13 protein-coding genes are annotated in these 17,004 nt (G+C 72.3%); 11 read left to right on the forward strand and 2 right to left on the reverse strand.

From position 1 onward, the window contains the following. Positions 1-78: 78 nt before the first annotated feature. Genes DEJ48_RS05825 through DEJ48_RS05850 form a run of 6 tightly spaced genes read left to right on the forward strand, consistent with a single transcriptional unit; the run spans position 79 to position 6,958 of the window. Complete coding sequence (locus DEJ48_RS05825) at positions 79-846, forward strand: GntR family transcriptional regulator (RefSeq protein WP_150215077.1); 768 nt, start codon at positions 79-81, stop codon at positions 844-846. Between the two features lie 49 nt (positions 847-895). Continuing rightward, positions 896-1,123 (forward strand): ferredoxin family protein, encoded by a 228-nt coding sequence (locus DEJ48_RS05830; protein ID WP_055563275.1) that lies wholly within the window; start codon positions 896-898, stop codon positions 1,121-1,123. A 14-nt stretch (positions 1,124-1,137) separates the two neighbouring features. Then, entirely contained in the window at positions 1,138-2,490 is a 1,353-nt protein-coding gene (locus DEJ48_RS05835; RefSeq protein WP_150215079.1) for an ABC transporter substrate-binding protein, read from the forward strand. Further along, positions 2,487-3,422 (forward strand): ABC transporter permease, encoded by a 936-nt coding sequence (locus DEJ48_RS05840; protein ID WP_150215081.1) that lies wholly within the window; start codon positions 2,487-2,489, stop codon positions 3,420-3,422. The genes DEJ48_RS05835 and DEJ48_RS05840 overlap by 4 nt, the downstream gene beginning before the upstream one ends. Beyond that, complete coding sequence (locus tag DEJ48_RS05845; protein WP_150215084.1) at positions 3,419-4,177, forward strand: ABC transporter ATP-binding protein; 759 nt, start codon at positions 3,419-3,421, stop codon at positions 4,175-4,177. Before DEJ48_RS05840 ends, DEJ48_RS05845 begins: the two co-directional genes overlap by 4 nt. 51 nt (positions 4,178-4,228) lie before the next feature. After that, a complete protein-coding gene (locus tag DEJ48_RS05850) occupies positions 4,229-6,958 on the forward strand; it encodes a fumarate reductase/succinate dehydrogenase flavoprotein subunit (RefSeq protein ID WP_190537229.1) in 2,730 nt (909 codons plus the stop codon). Here DEJ48_RS05850 and DEJ48_RS05855 read toward each other — a convergent pair. Beyond that, entirely contained in the window at positions 6,934-7,662 is a 729-nt protein-coding gene (locus DEJ48_RS05855) for an alpha/beta hydrolase (RefSeq protein ID WP_223831915.1), read from the reverse strand. The two genes, DEJ48_RS05850 and DEJ48_RS05855, sit on opposite strands and share 25 nt — an antisense overlap. Positions 7,663-7,984: 322 nt before the next feature. Between DEJ48_RS05855 and DEJ48_RS05860 the strand changes: the two genes are divergently transcribed. The 4 genes from DEJ48_RS05860 (at position 7,985) to DEJ48_RS05875 (ending at position 14,768) form a co-directional block, all read left to right on the forward strand. Further along, a complete protein-coding gene (locus DEJ48_RS05860) occupies positions 7,985-9,784 on the forward strand; it encodes an AMP-dependent synthetase/ligase (RefSeq protein ID WP_190537932.1) in 1,800 nt (599 codons plus the stop codon). A 135-nt stretch (positions 9,785-9,919) separates the two neighbouring features. After that, a complete protein-coding gene (locus DEJ48_RS05865; RefSeq protein WP_150215090.1) occupies positions 9,920-11,182 on the forward strand; it encodes an ABC transporter substrate-binding protein in 1,263 nt (420 codons plus the stop codon). Between the two features lie 12 nt (positions 11,183-11,194). Then, positions 11,195-13,957 (forward strand): ABC transporter permease subunit, encoded by a 2,763-nt coding sequence (locus tag DEJ48_RS05870; RefSeq protein WP_150215092.1) that lies wholly within the window; start codon positions 11,195-11,197, stop codon positions 13,955-13,957. A gap of 10 nt (positions 13,958-13,967) precedes the next feature. Continuing rightward, positions 13,968-14,768 (forward strand): ABC transporter ATP-binding protein, encoded by an 801-nt coding sequence (locus tag DEJ48_RS05875; protein ID WP_150215094.1) that lies wholly within the window; start codon positions 13,968-13,970, stop codon positions 14,766-14,768. Positions 14,769-14,798: 30 nt separating this feature from the next. On the opposite strand, the gene DEJ48_RS05880 is transcribed toward DEJ48_RS05875, so the two are convergent. Further along, positions 14,799-15,857, reverse strand: coding sequence for a chitinase (locus DEJ48_RS05880; RefSeq protein ID WP_223831916.1), 1,059 nt, complete (start codon positions 15,855-15,857; stop codon positions 14,799-14,801). 218 nt (positions 15,858-16,075) lie between these two features. Between DEJ48_RS05880 and DEJ48_RS05885 the strand changes: the two genes are divergently transcribed. Beyond that, positions 16,076-16,948, forward strand: coding sequence for an aldo/keto reductase (locus tag DEJ48_RS05885; RefSeq protein WP_150215097.1), 873 nt, complete (start codon positions 16,076-16,078; stop codon positions 16,946-16,948). The last annotated feature ends 56 nt before the right edge of the window (positions 16,949-17,004 follow it).

The raw sequence follows: 17,004 nt of genomic DNA on the forward strand, positions 1-17,004 counted from the left end.
GCGGTGCGCCCGGAGCCGTCAGGTGGCGCAATGCTGCCGCAACACCACCGCGGCCACGGCGCCGGTACGTTCCCTGCCATGCCAGCCGAACACAGCCCCGCCTCGCTTCCCGTCGCCGCCGCGCGGCGTCGGCGGCTGCGCGCGGACCAGGCACGGCAACTCGCCGATCTGCTGCGCCACCAGATCCTCACGGGCGGCTTCCCGCGCGGCGTCCTGCCGTTGGAGGACGTCATCGCCGCCGACTACCGTGCCAGCCGCAACACCGTCCGGCAGGCCCTCGACCTGCTGCGCGGCGAGCAGCTCGTGGACCGGAGGTCCGGTGTCGGCACCGTCGTCGTGTGCGAGAAGTACCCGCACGCCCTGGACCGGCTGCAGGGCCTCGCCGAGACCCTGCACGAACACGGCACGGTCACCAACGAGGTCCGCACCGTCGGCCCGGTCGGCGCACCCGGGCCGGTGGCGCGTCGGCTCGGACTGCCCGACCACACCGACGTGCTCTGTATCGAGCGGCTGCGCCGCCTGAACGGGCTGCCGCTCTCCCTGGACCTGTCGTACCTGCCCATGGACGTGGGCGGCGAACTGCTCGGCTGCGACCTGGAGAACACGGACGTGTTCCGTCTCCTGGAGACGGTGACCGGCGGCCCGCTGGGGCACGCCGACATGACACTGGAAGCCGTGAACGCCGACGCGCACTCCGCCGCCGTCCTGGAGGCGCCGCGCGGGAGCGCCGTCCTGATGCTGGAGCGGCTGACCCATCTGCCCGACGGGCGGCCCGTGGACCTGGAGTTCATCCGCTTCCGCGGCGACCGCATCACGATGAACGGGGTCCTGCGCCGTTCCGCATGACCCGCACGCCTTTCCGCCCACCCCCTTTCTCTGAGTCCTGGAGACAGCCATGCCTGTTGTCCCGCAGCGTGCCGACGTGCCCGTGACCATCGACGAGTCCCGCTGTATCGACGGCTGCACCCTCTGCGTCGACATGTGCCCGCTCGACTCGCTCGCGATCCGCGAGGACAACGGCAAGGCGTACATGCACGTCGACGAGTGCTGGTACTGCGGCCCGTGCGCGGCCCGGTGCCCCACCGGCGCGGTCACCGTCAACATGCCCTACCTGCTCAGGTGAAAGGCCCGACCCCGATGACTCGCACGACAGGCAGACTCCTCCTCGCCGTGGCACTGTTGGCGCCCCTGGCCACGGGGTGCGGCGGCGCCGCAGGGGCCGACGACGGGGACACCGTCACGGTGACCGTCGGATACCAGTCGAAGACCATCAACACCGTCACCGCGGGCACGCTGCTCCGCTCCCTCGGCTATTTCGAGGAGGAGCTCGCCGCCCGCGGCAAGAAGGACGGCAAGACGTACGAGGTGAAGTGGCAGGACTACGCCACGGGCGCCCCGATCACCGCCCAGATGACCACGGGAAAGATCGACATCGGGTCGATGGGCGACTTCCCGCTGCTGATCAACGCGGCCCGCGGCAAGCAGCTGCGACAGCCGACGCGGCTCGTCTCGGTGACCGGCTACAACTTGCGCGGCGGCCTCAACACCGTGGTCACGAAGCCCGGTTCGAAGCTGCGGACGCTGGCCGATCTGCGCGGCAAGAAGGTGTCGACCAGCATCGGTTCGGCCGCCGACGGCACCTTGATCCGCGCTCTGACGAAGGCCGGGATCGACCCCGACAAGGGGGTGCGCAAGCTCAACCAGCAGCCCAGCGTAGGGGCGTCCGCACTGGCCGGCGGAAGCGTCGACGCGCTGTCGCAATTCGTGGCCTGGCCAGGCCAGTTGGCGTACGAGGGGAAGGCGAAGGCGCTCTACGACGGGGCCGACCTGAACCTGCCGACCTTCCACGGCGTCACCGTCCGGGAGGAGTTCGCCGAGAAGCGTTCCGGGGTGCTCGACGACTTCCTCGCGGCGCAGCGCCGGGCCACCGACTACCTGCGCGAGCGGCCGGTCGCCGCCGCCGAGTCGGTGGCGAAGGAGACCGGACTGCCCGCCGAGGCGGTCTACCTGTACAACGGCGCCCACGGAATCGCCACCTTCGACCCCGCGCTGCGCCCGGAGTTGATCGCCGCACTCAAGAAGGACGTGCCGATCCTGGAGAACGCCGGGCTCGTGCGCGACGTCGACGTGGATGCCTTCCTCGACCCGAGGCCGCTGGAGCGGGCCGCGAAGGCACCCGCCTACCCCGAGGTCACGGCGGGCGACACCAAGTCCGAGCTCTGGCTCAAGGGTCACGGCGCCACCCGGACGTACGACACCCCGGAAAAGCTCCTCGCCGCCGTCGCGGCGGCGAAGAAGTCCGAGGTGCGTGCCGCGTACGTGCCGGACGCGCTGACCGGCACCCTCTGGTTCGCCGACCGGGCGGTGTGGGTCGCCGACGGCTCCGAGCTGCGGGCCTTCGTCACGCCCGGCCATGCGAAGACGTACATCGGACAGCACGCGGGCGCCCGTGTCGTGGGCTACGCGGAGGCCCTGGAGCTGGCGTCATGAGCATCGTGAGCGCCGTGAAGGACGTGAAGGACGTGAGCGGCAAGCGCGGCACGCGCGTGGCGCGCCTCGCGCGTCGGCTCGTCCGGTTGGCGTCGCTCGCCGCGGCCCTCGGCCTCTGGCAGCTGCTGACCACGTGGGACATCGAACTCTGGCTGCGCTTCGGCCAGTTCCCCACGGTCGTCGAGGTGGCGGACGCCTTCGGCGACCGGATCGGCACCGCCCCGTACTGGCAGGACCTCATCCACAGCCTGCGTCGCATCGTGATCGGCTTCCTGCTCGCCGCGGTCCTCGGAGTGGCGGCGGGCACGGCGGTCGCCCGGTCGCGGTGGGCCGCCGACCTGCTCGGGCCGCTGGTGGAGGTGGCGAGGCCGGTCCCGGCCATCGCGCTGGTCCCGGTGGCGATCCTGCTCCTGCCCACCAACGAACAGGGCATCGTCTTCATCACGTTCACCGCGGCGTTCTTCCCCGTCCTGGTGTCCACCCGGCACGCGGTGCGCGCGCTCGCGCCGGTGTGGGAGGAGGCCGTGCTCACCATGGGCGGCGGCCGGCTGCGCGTGCTGTTCTCGGTGGTGCTGCCCGGTGCGCTGCCGGGCATCTTCGGCGGGCTTTCCGTGGGCATCGGCGTGGGTTGGATCTGTGTGATCTCCGCCGAGATGATCTCCGGCGAGTACGGGGTGGGCTACCGCACCTGGCAGGACTACACGGTCGTCGACTACCCGGGCGTCTTCGTCGGCATGGCCACCATCGGCGCGCTCGGCTGGCTGACCTCCACGGCGGTGGAGTTCCTCGGCCGCCGCGCCACCGCCTGGCTGCCCCGCCCGCCCGAGCGGGTCCCGGCGCGTGCGGCACGCCGCGCGCTGCGCGCCGCTCCCCCGGCCGCCGCCGTGCCGCCCGCGCCCGCCCCGGTACTCGACAAGGAGCCCGCCGCATGAGCCGCCTCGCAGAACCCGTGGCCGTCCCCGCCCGGCAAGGTGCCGAACTCGTCCTGGACGACGTACGGCTCGGGCACCGTGCGGGCCATGCGCTGCCCGGCACCGTGCGGCTGCGGATCGCGCCGGGCGAGCTCGTCGCGGTGCTCGGACCGTCCGGCTGCGGCAAGTCCACGCTCCTGCGGACCCTCGCCGGGCTGCTGCCGCCGCTGGGCGGGCACGTCACCCAGGACGGGACGCCCGTCGTCGGGCCCGCGGCGGACCGGGCCCTGGTCTTCCAGGAGGACGCCCTGCTGCCGTGGCGCAGCGTGCGCGCCAATGTCGAACTCCCCCTCGCCATCCGGCGGGTGGCGCGGGCCGAGCGGCGGCGCACCGCCGACGACTGGCTGGAGCGGGTGGGCCTCGCCGGGCACGCCCACAAGCTGCCGCGGCGGCTCTCCGGAGGGCAACGGCAGCGCGTGCAGCTGGCCCGCGCCCTGGCCGGGCGGCCCCGCGCGGTCCTCATGGACGAGCCGTTCGGCGCGCTCGACCCGCACACCCGCGCCGGCATGCAGGACCTGCTCGTGGAGATCCTGCGCGGCACCGGCGCGACCGTCGTCTTCGTCACCCACGACGTGGACGAGGCGCTCCACCTCGGCGACCGGATCGCCCTGCTCTCCTCCGGCGAGGTCCTGGACGTGCCGCACCCCCGGCAGCGGGACGCACGCAACGCGCCCGGCACCGCCGAACTCCGCCGCCGCGTCCTCTCTTCCCTCTAAGAGCCTGTCCTTGAGCCCCCATCTCCCCGTATCTCCGTGAAAGGCGCGCCCGTGGACACCCCCCTGGCCATCCCCGCCCTCGCCGACGCGACCGAGCTCTCCTGCGACGTCCTCGTCATCGGCGGCGGCACCGCCGGCACCATGGCGGCACTGACCGCCGCCGAACGCGGCGCGGACGTCCTGCTCCTGGAGAAGGCGCACGTGCGGCACTCCGGCGCACTCGCGATGGGCATGGACGGCGTCAACAACGCGGTCATCCCGGGCCGGGCCGAGCCGGACGACTACGTCGCGGAGATCACCCGCGCCAACGACGGCATCGTCGACCAGTCCACGGTCCGCCAGACCGCCACCCGCGGGTTCGCCATGGTGCAGCGCCTGGAGTCGTACGGGGTGAAGTTCGAGAAGGACGAGCACGGCGAGTACGCGGTCCGGCAGGTGCACCGCTCCGGCTCGTACGTGCTGCCGATGCCGGAGGGCAAGGACGTCAAGAAGGTCCTCTACCGGCAGCTGCGGCGCCGCGAGATGCGGGAGCGGATCCGCATCGAGAACCGGGTGATGCCGGTGCGCGTGCTCACGGTGGAGGGGCGTGCGGTGGGCGCGGCGGGCTTCAACACCCGCACCGGCGAGTTCGTCACCGTACGGGCTGGGGCGGTCGTCCTCGCCACCGGGGCGTGCGGACGGCTAGGGCTGCCCGCGTCCGGTTACCTCTACGGGACGTACGAGAACCCGACGAACGCGGGCGACGGGTACGCGATGGCGTACCACGCGGGGGCCGCGCTCACCGGCATCGAGTGCTTCCAGGTCAACCCGCTGATCAAGGACTACAACGGCCCCGCGTGCGCGTACGTCGCCAACCCCTTCGGCGGCTACCAGGTGAACCGGCACGGCGAACGCTTCGTGGAGTCGGACTACTGGTCGGGGCAGATGATGGCCGAGTTCGCGGCCGAACTCGCCTCCGACCGGGCGCCGGTGTACCTGAAGCTCAGCCATCTGCCGGAGGAGACGATCAGCACCGTCGAGTCGATCCTGCACACGACGGAACGGCCCACGCGCGCCACGTTCCACGAGGGGCGCGGCCACGACTACCGCACGCACGACGTGGAGATGCACATCTCGGAGATCGGACTGTGCGGCGGGCACTCGGCGTCCGGGGTGCGGGTCGACGCGCACGCCCGCACCACCGTGCCCCGCCTGTACGCGGCGGGCGATCTGGCCTGCGTCCCGCACAACTACATGATCGGCGCGTTCGTCTTCGGCGACCTCGCCGGGGAGGACGCCTCGCAGTACCGGGTGTACGAGGGCGAGTTGCCCGGCGACCAGCTGTCCGCCGCGCACGAGCTCGTGTACCGGCCGCTGCGCCACCCCGACGGGCCGCCGCAACCGCAGGTCGAGTACAAGCTGCGCCGGTTCGTGAACGACTACGTGGCGCCGCCGAAGACCGGGGCGAAGCTCTCCCTGGCCGTCGAGGCGTTCGACCGCATGGCGGGCGAGATCGCGGGGATGGGGGCGCGCACCGCCCATGAGCTGATGCGGTGCGCGGAGGTGTCGTTCATCCGTGACTGCGCGGAGATGGCCGCGCGCTCCTCGCTGGCGAGGACGGAGTCCCGCTGGGGCCTGTACCACGAGCGGCTCGACCATCCGGAGCGGGACGATGCGGGCTGGCTGCACCATCTCGACGTGTACAAGTCCCCCACCGGGGCGATGGAGTTCAGGGCGCGTGCGGTGGAGCCGTACGTGGTGCCGGTGCCGGAGTTCGATCCGGTGGCGGGGGCGGAGCGGGTGCTGGGAGAGGTGGCGCTGGTACCGGTGGCGACGGCGGGCCCACGGAACGCGGCGCCCGCGGCACGCCCGGAGACGCCCACCGACCGGCCCGCTCCCCTCCCCTCTCCCACCGCAACCCGGGCCGCGAGCCCCACTCTCCTCGGCCTCCTCGCCCTCGCCGAGGAGGCCGCCGACCTGGAAGCCCTCTCCCCCTACCTCACGGACTCCGAACCGGCGGTGCGGGCGGCGGCCGTCGCCGTCCTCGCGGAGACGGTTCCCGCGGGGACGGGCCCGGCCCTCGCCGCGGCGCTCCGCGACCCCGACGGTCAGGTCCGGGAGGCGTCAGCGGGCGCGTTGCGCGAACTCATCGAAGTCCTGCCCGCCGTACCGGAGTTGGAGTCCGGTCTGCGCGCCGCGCTCGACGTCACGGACCCGACGGTGCGGGGTGCCGCGCTGGACGTCCTGCGGGGGCTGCGGCTCGGGGACGCGCCGCTGTACGCCGCCGCGCTGGCGGACACCGACATCGACGTCCGCATTCACGCCGTGCGGGCGCTGGTGTCGGTGGACGCGACGGCCGACCTCGCGGGCGCCGCGGACGACCCGGCCCGCGAGGTGCGGGTCGCGGTGGCCCGAGGCCTCGCGGCGGTACGCGATCCGTCGCCGTCCTCGCTCGCGCCGCTCCTCGACGACCCCGACGCGCTGGTCAGGGCGGCCTCGCTGACGGCGCTCGCGGTCACGGGCTGCCCGCTCCCGTACGCCGAGCGGGCCTCGACCGCGCTGGGCGACCCCGCCTGGCAGGTCAGGGCGGGCGCGGCGACCGCCCTGCGCGCGGCCCCGCCGGAACCCGCGATCCCCGCCCTGGTCAAGGCGGCGGCCGACCCGGAGGCGGACGTCCGCAAGGCCGCGGTCCTCTCCCTACTCGCCCTCCCCACGACCCCCGAGTCCCGGGCCGCCCTCACCGCGGCGACCACGGACCCGGATGCGGACATCCGCGCCTACGCGTCCCGCTCGGCCTCCTGACCGAGCCCGGTGGGCCGGGTGAGGCACCGTGGCCCCAGCACGCGCGCCACCTCGCCCGGCACCGGCCCGAGGCCCAGCAGGGCACCCACCGTGGCCGTCGTCAGCGCGTGCCACGCCGGGGCGTGGCGCAGCATCGCGTGGTCGCCGCCGTCCATCGTCACCAGGGCCGCTGCCGCGCCCGCGGCCGACGCCCGTGCCGCGTAGTCCGCGGACTCCGCCGGATCGGTCGTACCGTCGCGGTCGCCGTGCAGGAGCACCACTCCGCGGTCCCGCAGGTGGGTGACCGGGTCACCGGGCGGGCACCAGGGTGCGAGGCCCACGACGGCCAGGACCGACGCGTGGCCCGCGGCGTGCAGGGCCGCGCGGGCACCCATGGAGTGGCCGACCAGGACCACGGGCGCGTCCCCGATGCGGGGTGCCAGGTCGGCGAGTGCGCGGCTCGCGTCACGGGCGGCGTCCTCCCGGTCGCCGTTCCAGCCCCGGCAGCGGTAGCGGACCTGCCCCACCGCGACGCCGCGCGCCCCGAAGGCCTTCCTGAGGGCGCGGGCGAAGGGCCGCATGCGCAGGCCCGGCAGGTTCAGCGCAGGGGGCGTCGACGTGCCGTGCTCCCGGCCACCGTGCAGGAGGAGGACGGCCGCCCGCGGGGGCAAGGAGGTGGCAGGGAAGATCAGGGGGGAGCGGGGCGGGGCGGCGGACGGGGACACGGGACTCCTTCGGCGTCGCGGCGCCTCGTACAACGTCGGGAGACCGGTACGAGTTCCGAGCAGCCGGACGCGGTCACGCGGCGGCGACACTCTGCAGGCCGCGTACAGATTCCGTGGAGATTACGCCACCGAAACTTACTCCAGCGTAAGTAAGTTGTCCGGCCCTTCCCCTTGTGGCCGTATTTTGACCGGCTGACCTGTGCCGATGTTCCGTGCCCGCCACCCATGGACCCCCTCCCGCACGCGGACGCCGTGGGGTACCGTCACGGCGCTGTGCGGAGCGCCACAAGGAGCATCATTGCGCGAGTTCACGAATCCTCCGATGGCGTCGGTGCCGCTGGTGGGCGGCCTTGCCGACGCCGTGTTCGACCATGCCCTCGAGGACCCGCTCCGCATCGCGTTCGGCCGCAAGACGGACGGGCGGTGGCGCGACGTCACCTCGGGCGAGTTCCGTGACGAGGTGCTGGCCCTCGCCAAGGGCCTGATCGCGCAGGGCGTCCGCTTCGGCGACCGCGTCGCGATCATGTCCCGCACCCGCTACGAGTGGACGCTCTTCGACTTCGCCCTGTGGGCCATCGGCGCCCAGGTCGTACCGATCTATCCGACCTCCTCCGCCGAGCAGGTCCTGTGGATGCTGCACGACGCGCAGGTGTCGGCCGCGATGGTCGAGCACGAGGACCACGCGATGACGATCGGCTCCGTCGTCGACCGGCTGCCGCAGCTGCGCAGGCTCTGGCAGCTGGACGCCGACGCCGTGGGCGAGCTGACCGAGGCGGGGCGCGACATCGACGACGACGTGGTGCACCGCCACCGCCGCGCGGTGACCCCCGACTCCATCGCCACGATCATCTACACGTCGGGCACCACAGGACGCCCCAAGGGCTGCCTGATCTCCCACGCCAACTTCATGTTCGAGTCGGACGTGATGGTCGGACGCTGGGAGCCGGTGTTCCACTCCAAGCGGGGCGACGAGGCGACGACCCTGCTCTTCCTGCCGCTCGCGCACGTCTTCGGCCGCATGGTGCAGATCGCCGCCGTGCGCGGCCGGGTCAAGATGGGCCACCAGCCGAACCTGAACGCGGCCGCGCTCCTGCCCGACCTCGCGGCGTTCCGGCCCACGTTCATCCTGGCCGTGCCGTACATCTTCGAGAAGGTCTTCAACGCGGCGCGGCGCAAGGCGGAGCGGGACGGCAAGGCGGGCGCCTTCGACAAGGCCGTGGAGTGCGCGGTGCGGTACGCCGACGCCATGGAGGCCAGGGCCTTCGGCACGGGCCCCGGACCCTCGGCCGGGCTGCGCATGCAGCACCAGCTCTTCGACAAGCTCGTCTTCTCGAAGGTGCGGGAGGCGATGGGCGGCCGGGTGCGGCACGCGATGTCGGGCGGCTCGGGCATGGACCGGCGGCTCGGCCTGTTCTTCGCGGGCGCCGGCGTGACGATCTACGAGGGGTACGGACTCACCGAGTCGACGGCGGCGGCGACCGCCAACCCGCCCGAGCGCACCCGCTACGGCACGGTCGGCCAGGCCATCCCCGGCACCACCGTGCACATCGCGGAGGACGGCGAGATCTGGCTGAACGGCGGCAACGTCTTCCAGGGCTACCTGAACAACCCGAAGGCCACCGACGCGACCCTGCACGACGGGTGGCTCGCCACGGGCGACATCGGCGCCCTCGACGAGGACGGCTACCTGACCATCACCGGGCGCAAGAAGGAGATCCTGGTGACGTCGGGCGGCAAGAGCGTGTCGCCCGCCCAGCTGGAGGAGCGGGTCCGCGACCATCCGCTGGTCGCCCAGTGCATCCTCGTCGGCAACGACCGCCCGTACATCGCCGCGCTCGTCACCCTGGACGCGGAGGCCGTGGAGCACTGGCTGACCATGCGCCGCAAGCCGATGCTGCCGCCCGGCGAGCTGGTGCGCGACCCGGACCTGGAGACCGAGGTGCGGCGGGCCGTGGTCGCCGCCAACACGCTCGTCTCGCAGGCCGAATCGATCCGTACGTTCCGCATACTGGCCCACCAGTTCACCGAGGAACACGGCCTCCTGACGCCGTCCCTGAAGCTGAAGCGGAAGGCGATCGAGACGGTGTACTCGGCGGAGGTCGAGGCGCTGTACAGCAGCTAGCCGGGACGGGGCCGGACCGTCCGACGTTTCTGACGGGCCATCAAATATCATCGCGCCGCTTATTGACGGTTCATCAGGTCCCCCACAGAATCAGCCCCACTTCGACTTCGGGTTCGACTTCAGGGGGGCTCGACCGTGTCGCGACCGATCCGCACCATCACCGCAGCCGCCGCGGCCCTGCTGCTCGCCACCGCCTGCAACTCCGCCTCCACCGGCGGCGAAGCGGGCGGCGGCGACAAGGGCGGCGGCTCCGTGCGCGGCGTGACCGACGACTCCGTCAAGGTCGGCGGCATCGTCTCCATGACGACCGCGAGCGGATACAGCAAGAAGGACACCGACCTGGGCGCGAAGGCCCGCTTCGACCGCGCGAACGCGGAGGGCGGCGTGCACGGCCGGAAGATCGACTACCTGGGTGCGGAGGACGACGGGCAGGACCCGGGGAAGAACCTCGCGGCGGCGCGTCAACTGGTCCAGCGGGAGAAGGTGTTCGCGATCTCCCCGATGAGCTCGGTCACCTTCTCCGGCGCGGACTTCCTGCAGAAGCAGAAGGTTCCCACGTTCGGCTGGGGCACCATCCCGCCCTTCTGCGGCCCGACCTACATGTACGGCTTCGGCGGCTGCATGGTGCCGATGCCCGGCGGCACCATCACGCAGAGCTGGCCCGAGGGGCTCAAGAAGGTGATGGGCGGCGCGAAGGGCAAGTCGGTCGCGATCCTCGCCAACGACAACGACGCGGGCACGTTCGCCATCCGCACCTACAAGCAGTCCTTCGCCGCGGCCGGTTACGAGGTGACGTACGCCAAGTCGACCGTCCCCGCCACCTCCGTGCCGAGCGACTGGTCGGCGTACACCAAGGAGATCCTGCGCTCCGACGGCGGCAGGGCGCCGGACGCCGTCGTCTCCGTCATGCAGACCCCGTACAACATCGGTCTGTTCACGGCGGTCAAGCGCGCGGGCTTCAAGGGCGTCATCACCGACCCCACCGACTACGACCCCGGCCTGCTCGCCAAGAGCGCCACGAAGAAGGCGCTGGACGGCGTGCACGTGCTCCTCTCCTTCCAGCCGTTCGAGCAGGACACCGCGGACATGCGGCAGTTCAAGAAGGACGTCAGGGAGGCGGCGGGCAGGGACGTCCCCCTCAATATGCACATGATGACCGGCTACATGTCGGCCGACCTCTTCCTCGCCGTCGCCGAGAAGGCGGGCAAGGACCTCACCCTCGACTCCTTCCAGAACGCGGCGGACGGCTACTCAGACACCGGCACCCTGGTCGGCGACCGCAAGCTGCGCGAAGGGCAGAAGGAGTCGTTCGGCTGCGGCGCGCTCGTCCAGCTGCGGGACGGCAAGTACACGGTGTCGTCGCCCTTCAAGTGCTACGAACCGATTCCCTTCAAGTAAGGGCGGGCCGCCATGTCGGACCTCCTCGGATTCGTGCTGAGCGGCCTCGTCTCGGGCGCCCTGTACGCGCTGCTCGCCACGGGCCTCGTCCTGTCGTACTCCGCCTCGGGCCTCTTCAACTTCGCCCACGGCGCGACCGCCTACCTCTGCGCCCTCGCCTTCCACGAACTGCACTCCGGCTTCGGCTGGCCCGCCGTACCGACGGCGCTGCTCCTGGTCCTGGTGGCGGCACCCGCCCTCGGCTGGGGCCTCGACCGGCTGATGTTCCGCAAGCTGGCGCGGGTCGGCGAGACCGCGCAGATCGTCGCGACGATCGGCCTGCTCGTCGCGCTGCCCGCGCTCGGCCTGTGGATCGTGGAGCTCCTCGACGACGCGGGGGCGCCGGTGAAACCCGCGGAGAACCAGTTCGGACTGCCGGGCGTCGGGCCGAGCCCGGCCCGCAGCTGGCAGCTGACGGACGGCGTCGGCATCGACTCCGACCAGCTCATCACCTGGGTGACGACGGCCGTCGTGGCCGTCGGCCTGTGGATCCTGATGCGCCACACGCCGCTCGGCCTCAGGCTGCGCGCCGCCGTCGACAACCGGTCCCTCGTGGAGCTGCGCGGCATGAGCGCGGACCGCCTCTCGTCGGTGGCGTGGATGCTGTCGTCCGGTCTCGCGGGCCTCGCGGGCGTCCTCGCCACGCCGCTCCTCGGGCTCTCCTCGCACGACTTCACCCTGTTCCTCTTCGTCTCCTCGACGGCCGCCGTGCTCGGCCGCTTCCTGTCGATCCCCCTCGCCTTCGCGGGCGGCCTCGGACTCGGCGTGCTCCAGAACCTCGTCGCGGGGTACGCCGACTTCGCCGAGAGGATCACCGGTTTCCGTACGGCCGTGCCGTTCCTGATCCTGTTCGCCGGGCTGCTCCTGCTCACGCGGCGGCAGCGGACCGCGGGCACGGCGGTGGTGGACGCGCCGCCCGTGGACTACCTCGCGGGACGCTCATGGCTGCGCCGCTGGGGCCCGTGGACAGCAGGAGCACTCCTCCTCGCCCTCTCCTTCTACACGGTCACCACTCCCTTCTGGAGCGGCCTCCTCGCACAGGGGCTCGCGATCTCGCTGGTCTTCGTCTCCTTCACCGTGGTGACGGGGCTCGGCGCGATGGTGTCGCTCGCGCAGGCCACGTTCGTGACGGGCGCGGCGCTGGTGGCGGGGCTCCTGATGAGCCACGGGTGGCCGTTCGCCGGGGCGGCGCTCGTGGGCACGTGCGCGGCGGCGGCACTCGGCGCGCTCGTGGCGCTGCCCGCGCTGCGGCTCGGCGGCCGCTCCCTGGCCCTCGCCACGCTGGCGCTCGCCTTCCTCGCCGACCAGGTCCTCTTCCAGATGGGCTGGTTGCGCAACGGCGACACGGGCTGGGAGATCCCCCGCCCGGTCTTCGGCCCCGTCGACCTCTCGGACGACCGCGCGATGGGCGTGGCGATGGTCGTCCTCGCCACAGCGGCCGTGGCCTCGCTCGCCGCACTGCGGAACTCCCCCTCGGGCCGGGCCATGCTGGCGGTACGGTCCGCTCCCGCGGCGGCCATGGCGTCCGGCGTCTCGGTCGTCCGCACGAAACTCCTGCTCTTCACGCTCTCGGCGGGGCTGGCGGGGTTCGGCGGCGTGATGTACGCGTCCTACAACACCCGCGTCACCGCGACCGACTTCACCGCGATGACGGGCCTGATCTGGCTCGCGGTCGCGGTCGCGGCCGGGGTCCGCAGACCACAGTTCGCGGTGGTGGCGGGCCTGGTCTTCGCGATCGTCCCGCACCTGGCGACGGAGTACGTCACCGAGTCCGCGCACCTCCCGGTAATCCTCTTCGGCCTGGCGGGCCTGGCCCTGGCGAACGATCCGGACGGGTATTGCGCGGCGGTTCCGGTACGGATGCATCGGCGGAGGAAGGGGAGGGTGCGGCCGGAGGCGGTGCCGGGGGCGGTGGTTTCGGCGCGTGGGGGCGGCATCCTCCAACGTGCCAGCGGTGGCCCGCAGTCGGTGTCGGCACCGGCGCCGCGACCCGTCGACGCCGCGCCACCCGTCCTCGCCCTCCACGGACTCCGCGCCGGCTACGACGGCGCCCCCGTGCTCCACGGCGTGGACCTCGCCGTGCACGCCGGGGAGATCGTCGCCCTGCTCGGACCCAACGGCGCCGGGAAGTCGACCGTCTGCCGCACGGCGGCGGGCCTCCTCGCCCCCACGCAGGGGCACGTGTACGTCGCCGGGCACGACGCCACCCGCGAAGGTGCCGCCCGCCGCTCCCGTGGCGGTGTCGTCCTCGCCCCCGAGGGGCGCGGGATCTTCCCCTCGCTCACCATCGACGAGAACCTCGCCCTGTACTTGCGGGGGCGGGACGAACGCGACGCGGTGTACGAGCGGTTCGCGGGACTCGCGGCGCGGCGCAAGGTCGCGGCGGGCTCCCTCTCCGGCGGCGAGCAGCAACTGCTCGCGCTCGCACCGCTGTTGCAGCGCCCGCCGAAGGTCCTGATCGCGGACGAGCCGTCGCTCGGCCTCGCACCGCGCGTCGTCGACGACGTGTTCCGTCTTCTTGCCGAGCTGCGGGACGCGGGCGCCGGCCTGCTGCTCGTCGAGGAGAAGGCCGCCGAGATCCTCGGGGTCGCGGACACGGTGGCGTACCTGGCGCAGGGCAGCGTCTCCTGGTGCGGCCCGCGCTCCGAGGTGCGGGCCGACCGGCTCACCGAGGCGTACCTGGGCATGGCGGCGAACGACGGACGACGGACGGCGAAGGACGTGACGCGGCCATGAAGGAGCGGCCATGAGGGAGCGGGAACACGTCCTGGTGGCCGAGGACATCGGCGTACGCTTCGGCGGCGTCCGGGCCCTCGACGGGGTGGGGCTCGGCGTGCGGCGGGGCGAGGTCTGCGGGCTCATCGGGCCCAACGGCGCGGGCAAGACGACCCTGTTCGACGTCCTGTCCGGCATCCGCGGACCCGACCGGGGCCGGGTGCTGCTCGACGGGCGGGACGTCACGCGCCGCTCCCCCGTGTGGCGCGCCCGGCACGGGATGCGGCGCACGTTCCAGCGGCAGCAGCTCTTCGGCCAGCTCACCGTCGCCGACAACCTCGTCGTCGCCCAGGAGTGGCGGGGCGGTGGCGGCGGCTTCGCGGCGGACCTGCTGGCCGCGCCGACCCGGCGCGCGCACGAGGCGGGGCGGCGCGCGCGGGCCGCGTCGGTGCTGCGTTCGTGCGGCCTCGACGCGCTGGCCGGGCAGTACGCGGGCGCGCTGCCGGTCGGGCAGGCCCGCATGGTGGAGCTGGCACGCGCCGTCGCGGACCCGCCCGCGGTCCTGCTCCTGGACGAGCCCGCCTCCGGGATGACGGCCGACGAACGACAGCGGCTGTCGGCCGTCGTCCGTCACCTCGCGGACGACGAGGGCTGCGCGGTGCTCCTCGTCGAGCACAACGTCGCCTTCGTGATGGAGCTCTGTGCCCGCGTCGTCGTCCTCGACCTCGGCCGGGTCCTGGCCCACGGGACACCGGCCGAGGTGCGCGCGGATCCGCGGGTGCGGGACGCCTACCTGGGGACCCCGCCGGACGACGCCCGGCCTCCGGTCTGAACCCGGCCGTGGCGCCCGACCGGCCCCGTCCTAGCCGCCGTACTGGGCGACGATCTTGGTGAAGGCGTACGGGGCCTGCCCGATGCCGCTGCAGGAGTCGCCGGCGTTGCCGCCGGAGCCGCAGTCGCGGTCGCGGTTGACGGCCCAGAAGGCGAAGCGCGCGATGTGCCGCTGCTTGGCGTACGCCAGGATCTTTTGGAAGTCGGCGGTGGTCACCGTCTCGCCGGCGACGTCGGTCTTCCCGTTCATGGAGGAGATCCCGGTGTGCTTGTACGCGTCGGCGTCGCTGTAGCCGTACGCACTCTTGACCGCGCTCTTCAGGCCCTCCATGGCACTGACGGAAGCGTCGCCCATGGTGCCGCTGTGTCCGCCGAAGTCGAACGGCATGATCACCCAGGCGTCGTTGGCCAGCCCGGCGGCGGCACCGCGCTTGATGAGGTCCTTGCCGGTGGCGTCGGGGCCGCTCGGTGTGGTGCCCATGGTCACGTACGTGACGATGCCCGGGTTCTTGGCCTTGACGATCTTCAGCGCGTCCACGACGCGCTGGCGCACCGTCGCATTGCCGAACTCGGTGTTCTCGATGTCGATGTCGAAGGCCTTCAGCTTGTAGGCGTCGATGACCTTCTGGTACGCGCCGGCGAGCGCGGCGGCGCTCTGGCACTTCTCCCCCAGCTTGGCGCCGCTCCAGCCGCCGACGGACACGACGATGTCGCCGCCCGCGCCGCGGATGGACTTGATGGCGCTTTCGTCGGAGCCGCCCTTCAGGGGCCGGTTGCCGTCCCAGGCCGGGTTGCAGCCGCCGTCGGACAGGATGAAGGCGAGCGTGAACCACTTGACGCCGGTCGCGGCCATCACGTCGGTGGGCTTCTGCGGGTTGCCCCAGCCGAGGTACTCGTAGGGCGCCGCGTGGATCGTGCCGGAGGCCCGTGCGGCGGGGGTCGAGGCCGTGGGGGCCGGCGCGGCCTGCGCGGCGGGCTCGGCGGCCAGGGTCAGCGCGGCGGCGCCGGTGAGCGCGCCTACGGCGGTGAGGGCGAGGGCGGTTCTGCGACGGGAGCGGGAGGGGTGGGGGGACGAGGCTGCCTGGGGCATCGGGGGAATCCTCTCTGCGTGCCACGTTTCAGGAACAGACCACAGGGACACCAGACAACCGATGCGCTTGTAGCGTTCACATGGATGTCCCGCGTTCAGTGACGTGCAACAGAGTTCCCGCATGACGGAACACCGTCAATGGTCCGGACCGATCCGGTGTCCACACGGCTTCGATATCCGGCCATTCAGGAATGCGGCACGGCCACTGATCGTTGACCATGGGCAGAGACACCCGACTATTTAAGGATCGAGAGCTCGTGAGCAAGGTTCCCCCGATCACCCTCAACAACGGCGTCGAGATGCCCCAGCTGGGCTTCGGCGTCTGGCAGGTTCCGGACGACGAGGCCGAGAAGGCCGTCGCCACGGCGCTGGAGGCCGGGTACCGCAGCATCGACACCGCGGCCATCTACGGCAACGAAGAAGGCACGGGCAAGGCGATCGCCGCTTCCGGCGTCGCCCGTGAGGACCTGTTCGTCACGACGAAGCTCTGGAACAGCGACCAGGGCTACGACGCGACACTGCGCGCCTTCGACACGTCGCTGGAGAAGCTCGGTCTCGACCATGTGGACCTGTACCTGATCCACTGGCCCCTGCCGTCCAAGGATGCGTACGTCGACACGTACAAGGCCTTCGAGAAGATCCACGCCGACGGCCGCGCCAAGTCCATCGGCGTCTCGAACTTCCTCCCCGAGCACCTGGAACGGCTGCTCGGCGAGACGTCGATCATCCCGGCGGTCAACCAGATCGAGCTGCACCCCCAGCTCCAGCAGCGCGCCTCGCGTGAGTACCACGCGGAGCAGGGCATCGCCACGGAGGCGTGGTCGCCGCTCGGCTCCGGCAAGGGCCTCCTCGAGGTCCCCGCGATCATCGCCATCGCCCAGAAGCACGGGCGCACCCCCGCGCAGATCGTGCTGCGCTGGCACATCCAGCTCGGCAACGTCGTGATCCCGAAGTCCGTGACGCCGTCCCGGATCCAGGAGAACATCGACGTCTTCGGCTTCGAGCTCGACCCCGAGGACATGGCGGCGATCTCGGCCCTGAACGAGGACCGCCGCCTCGGCCCGGACCCGGCGACGTTCGACGTCGCCTGACGTTCGAGGTCACCCGGCACGCGCCGAGCCTCCGCCGTCGACCCGTAACGGTCGGC

The organism is Streptomyces venezuelae, assembly GCF_008642315.1.
GTDB classification, from domain to species: Bacteria; Actinomycetota; Actinomycetes; order Streptomycetales; family Streptomycetaceae; genus Streptomyces; species Streptomyces venezuelae_D.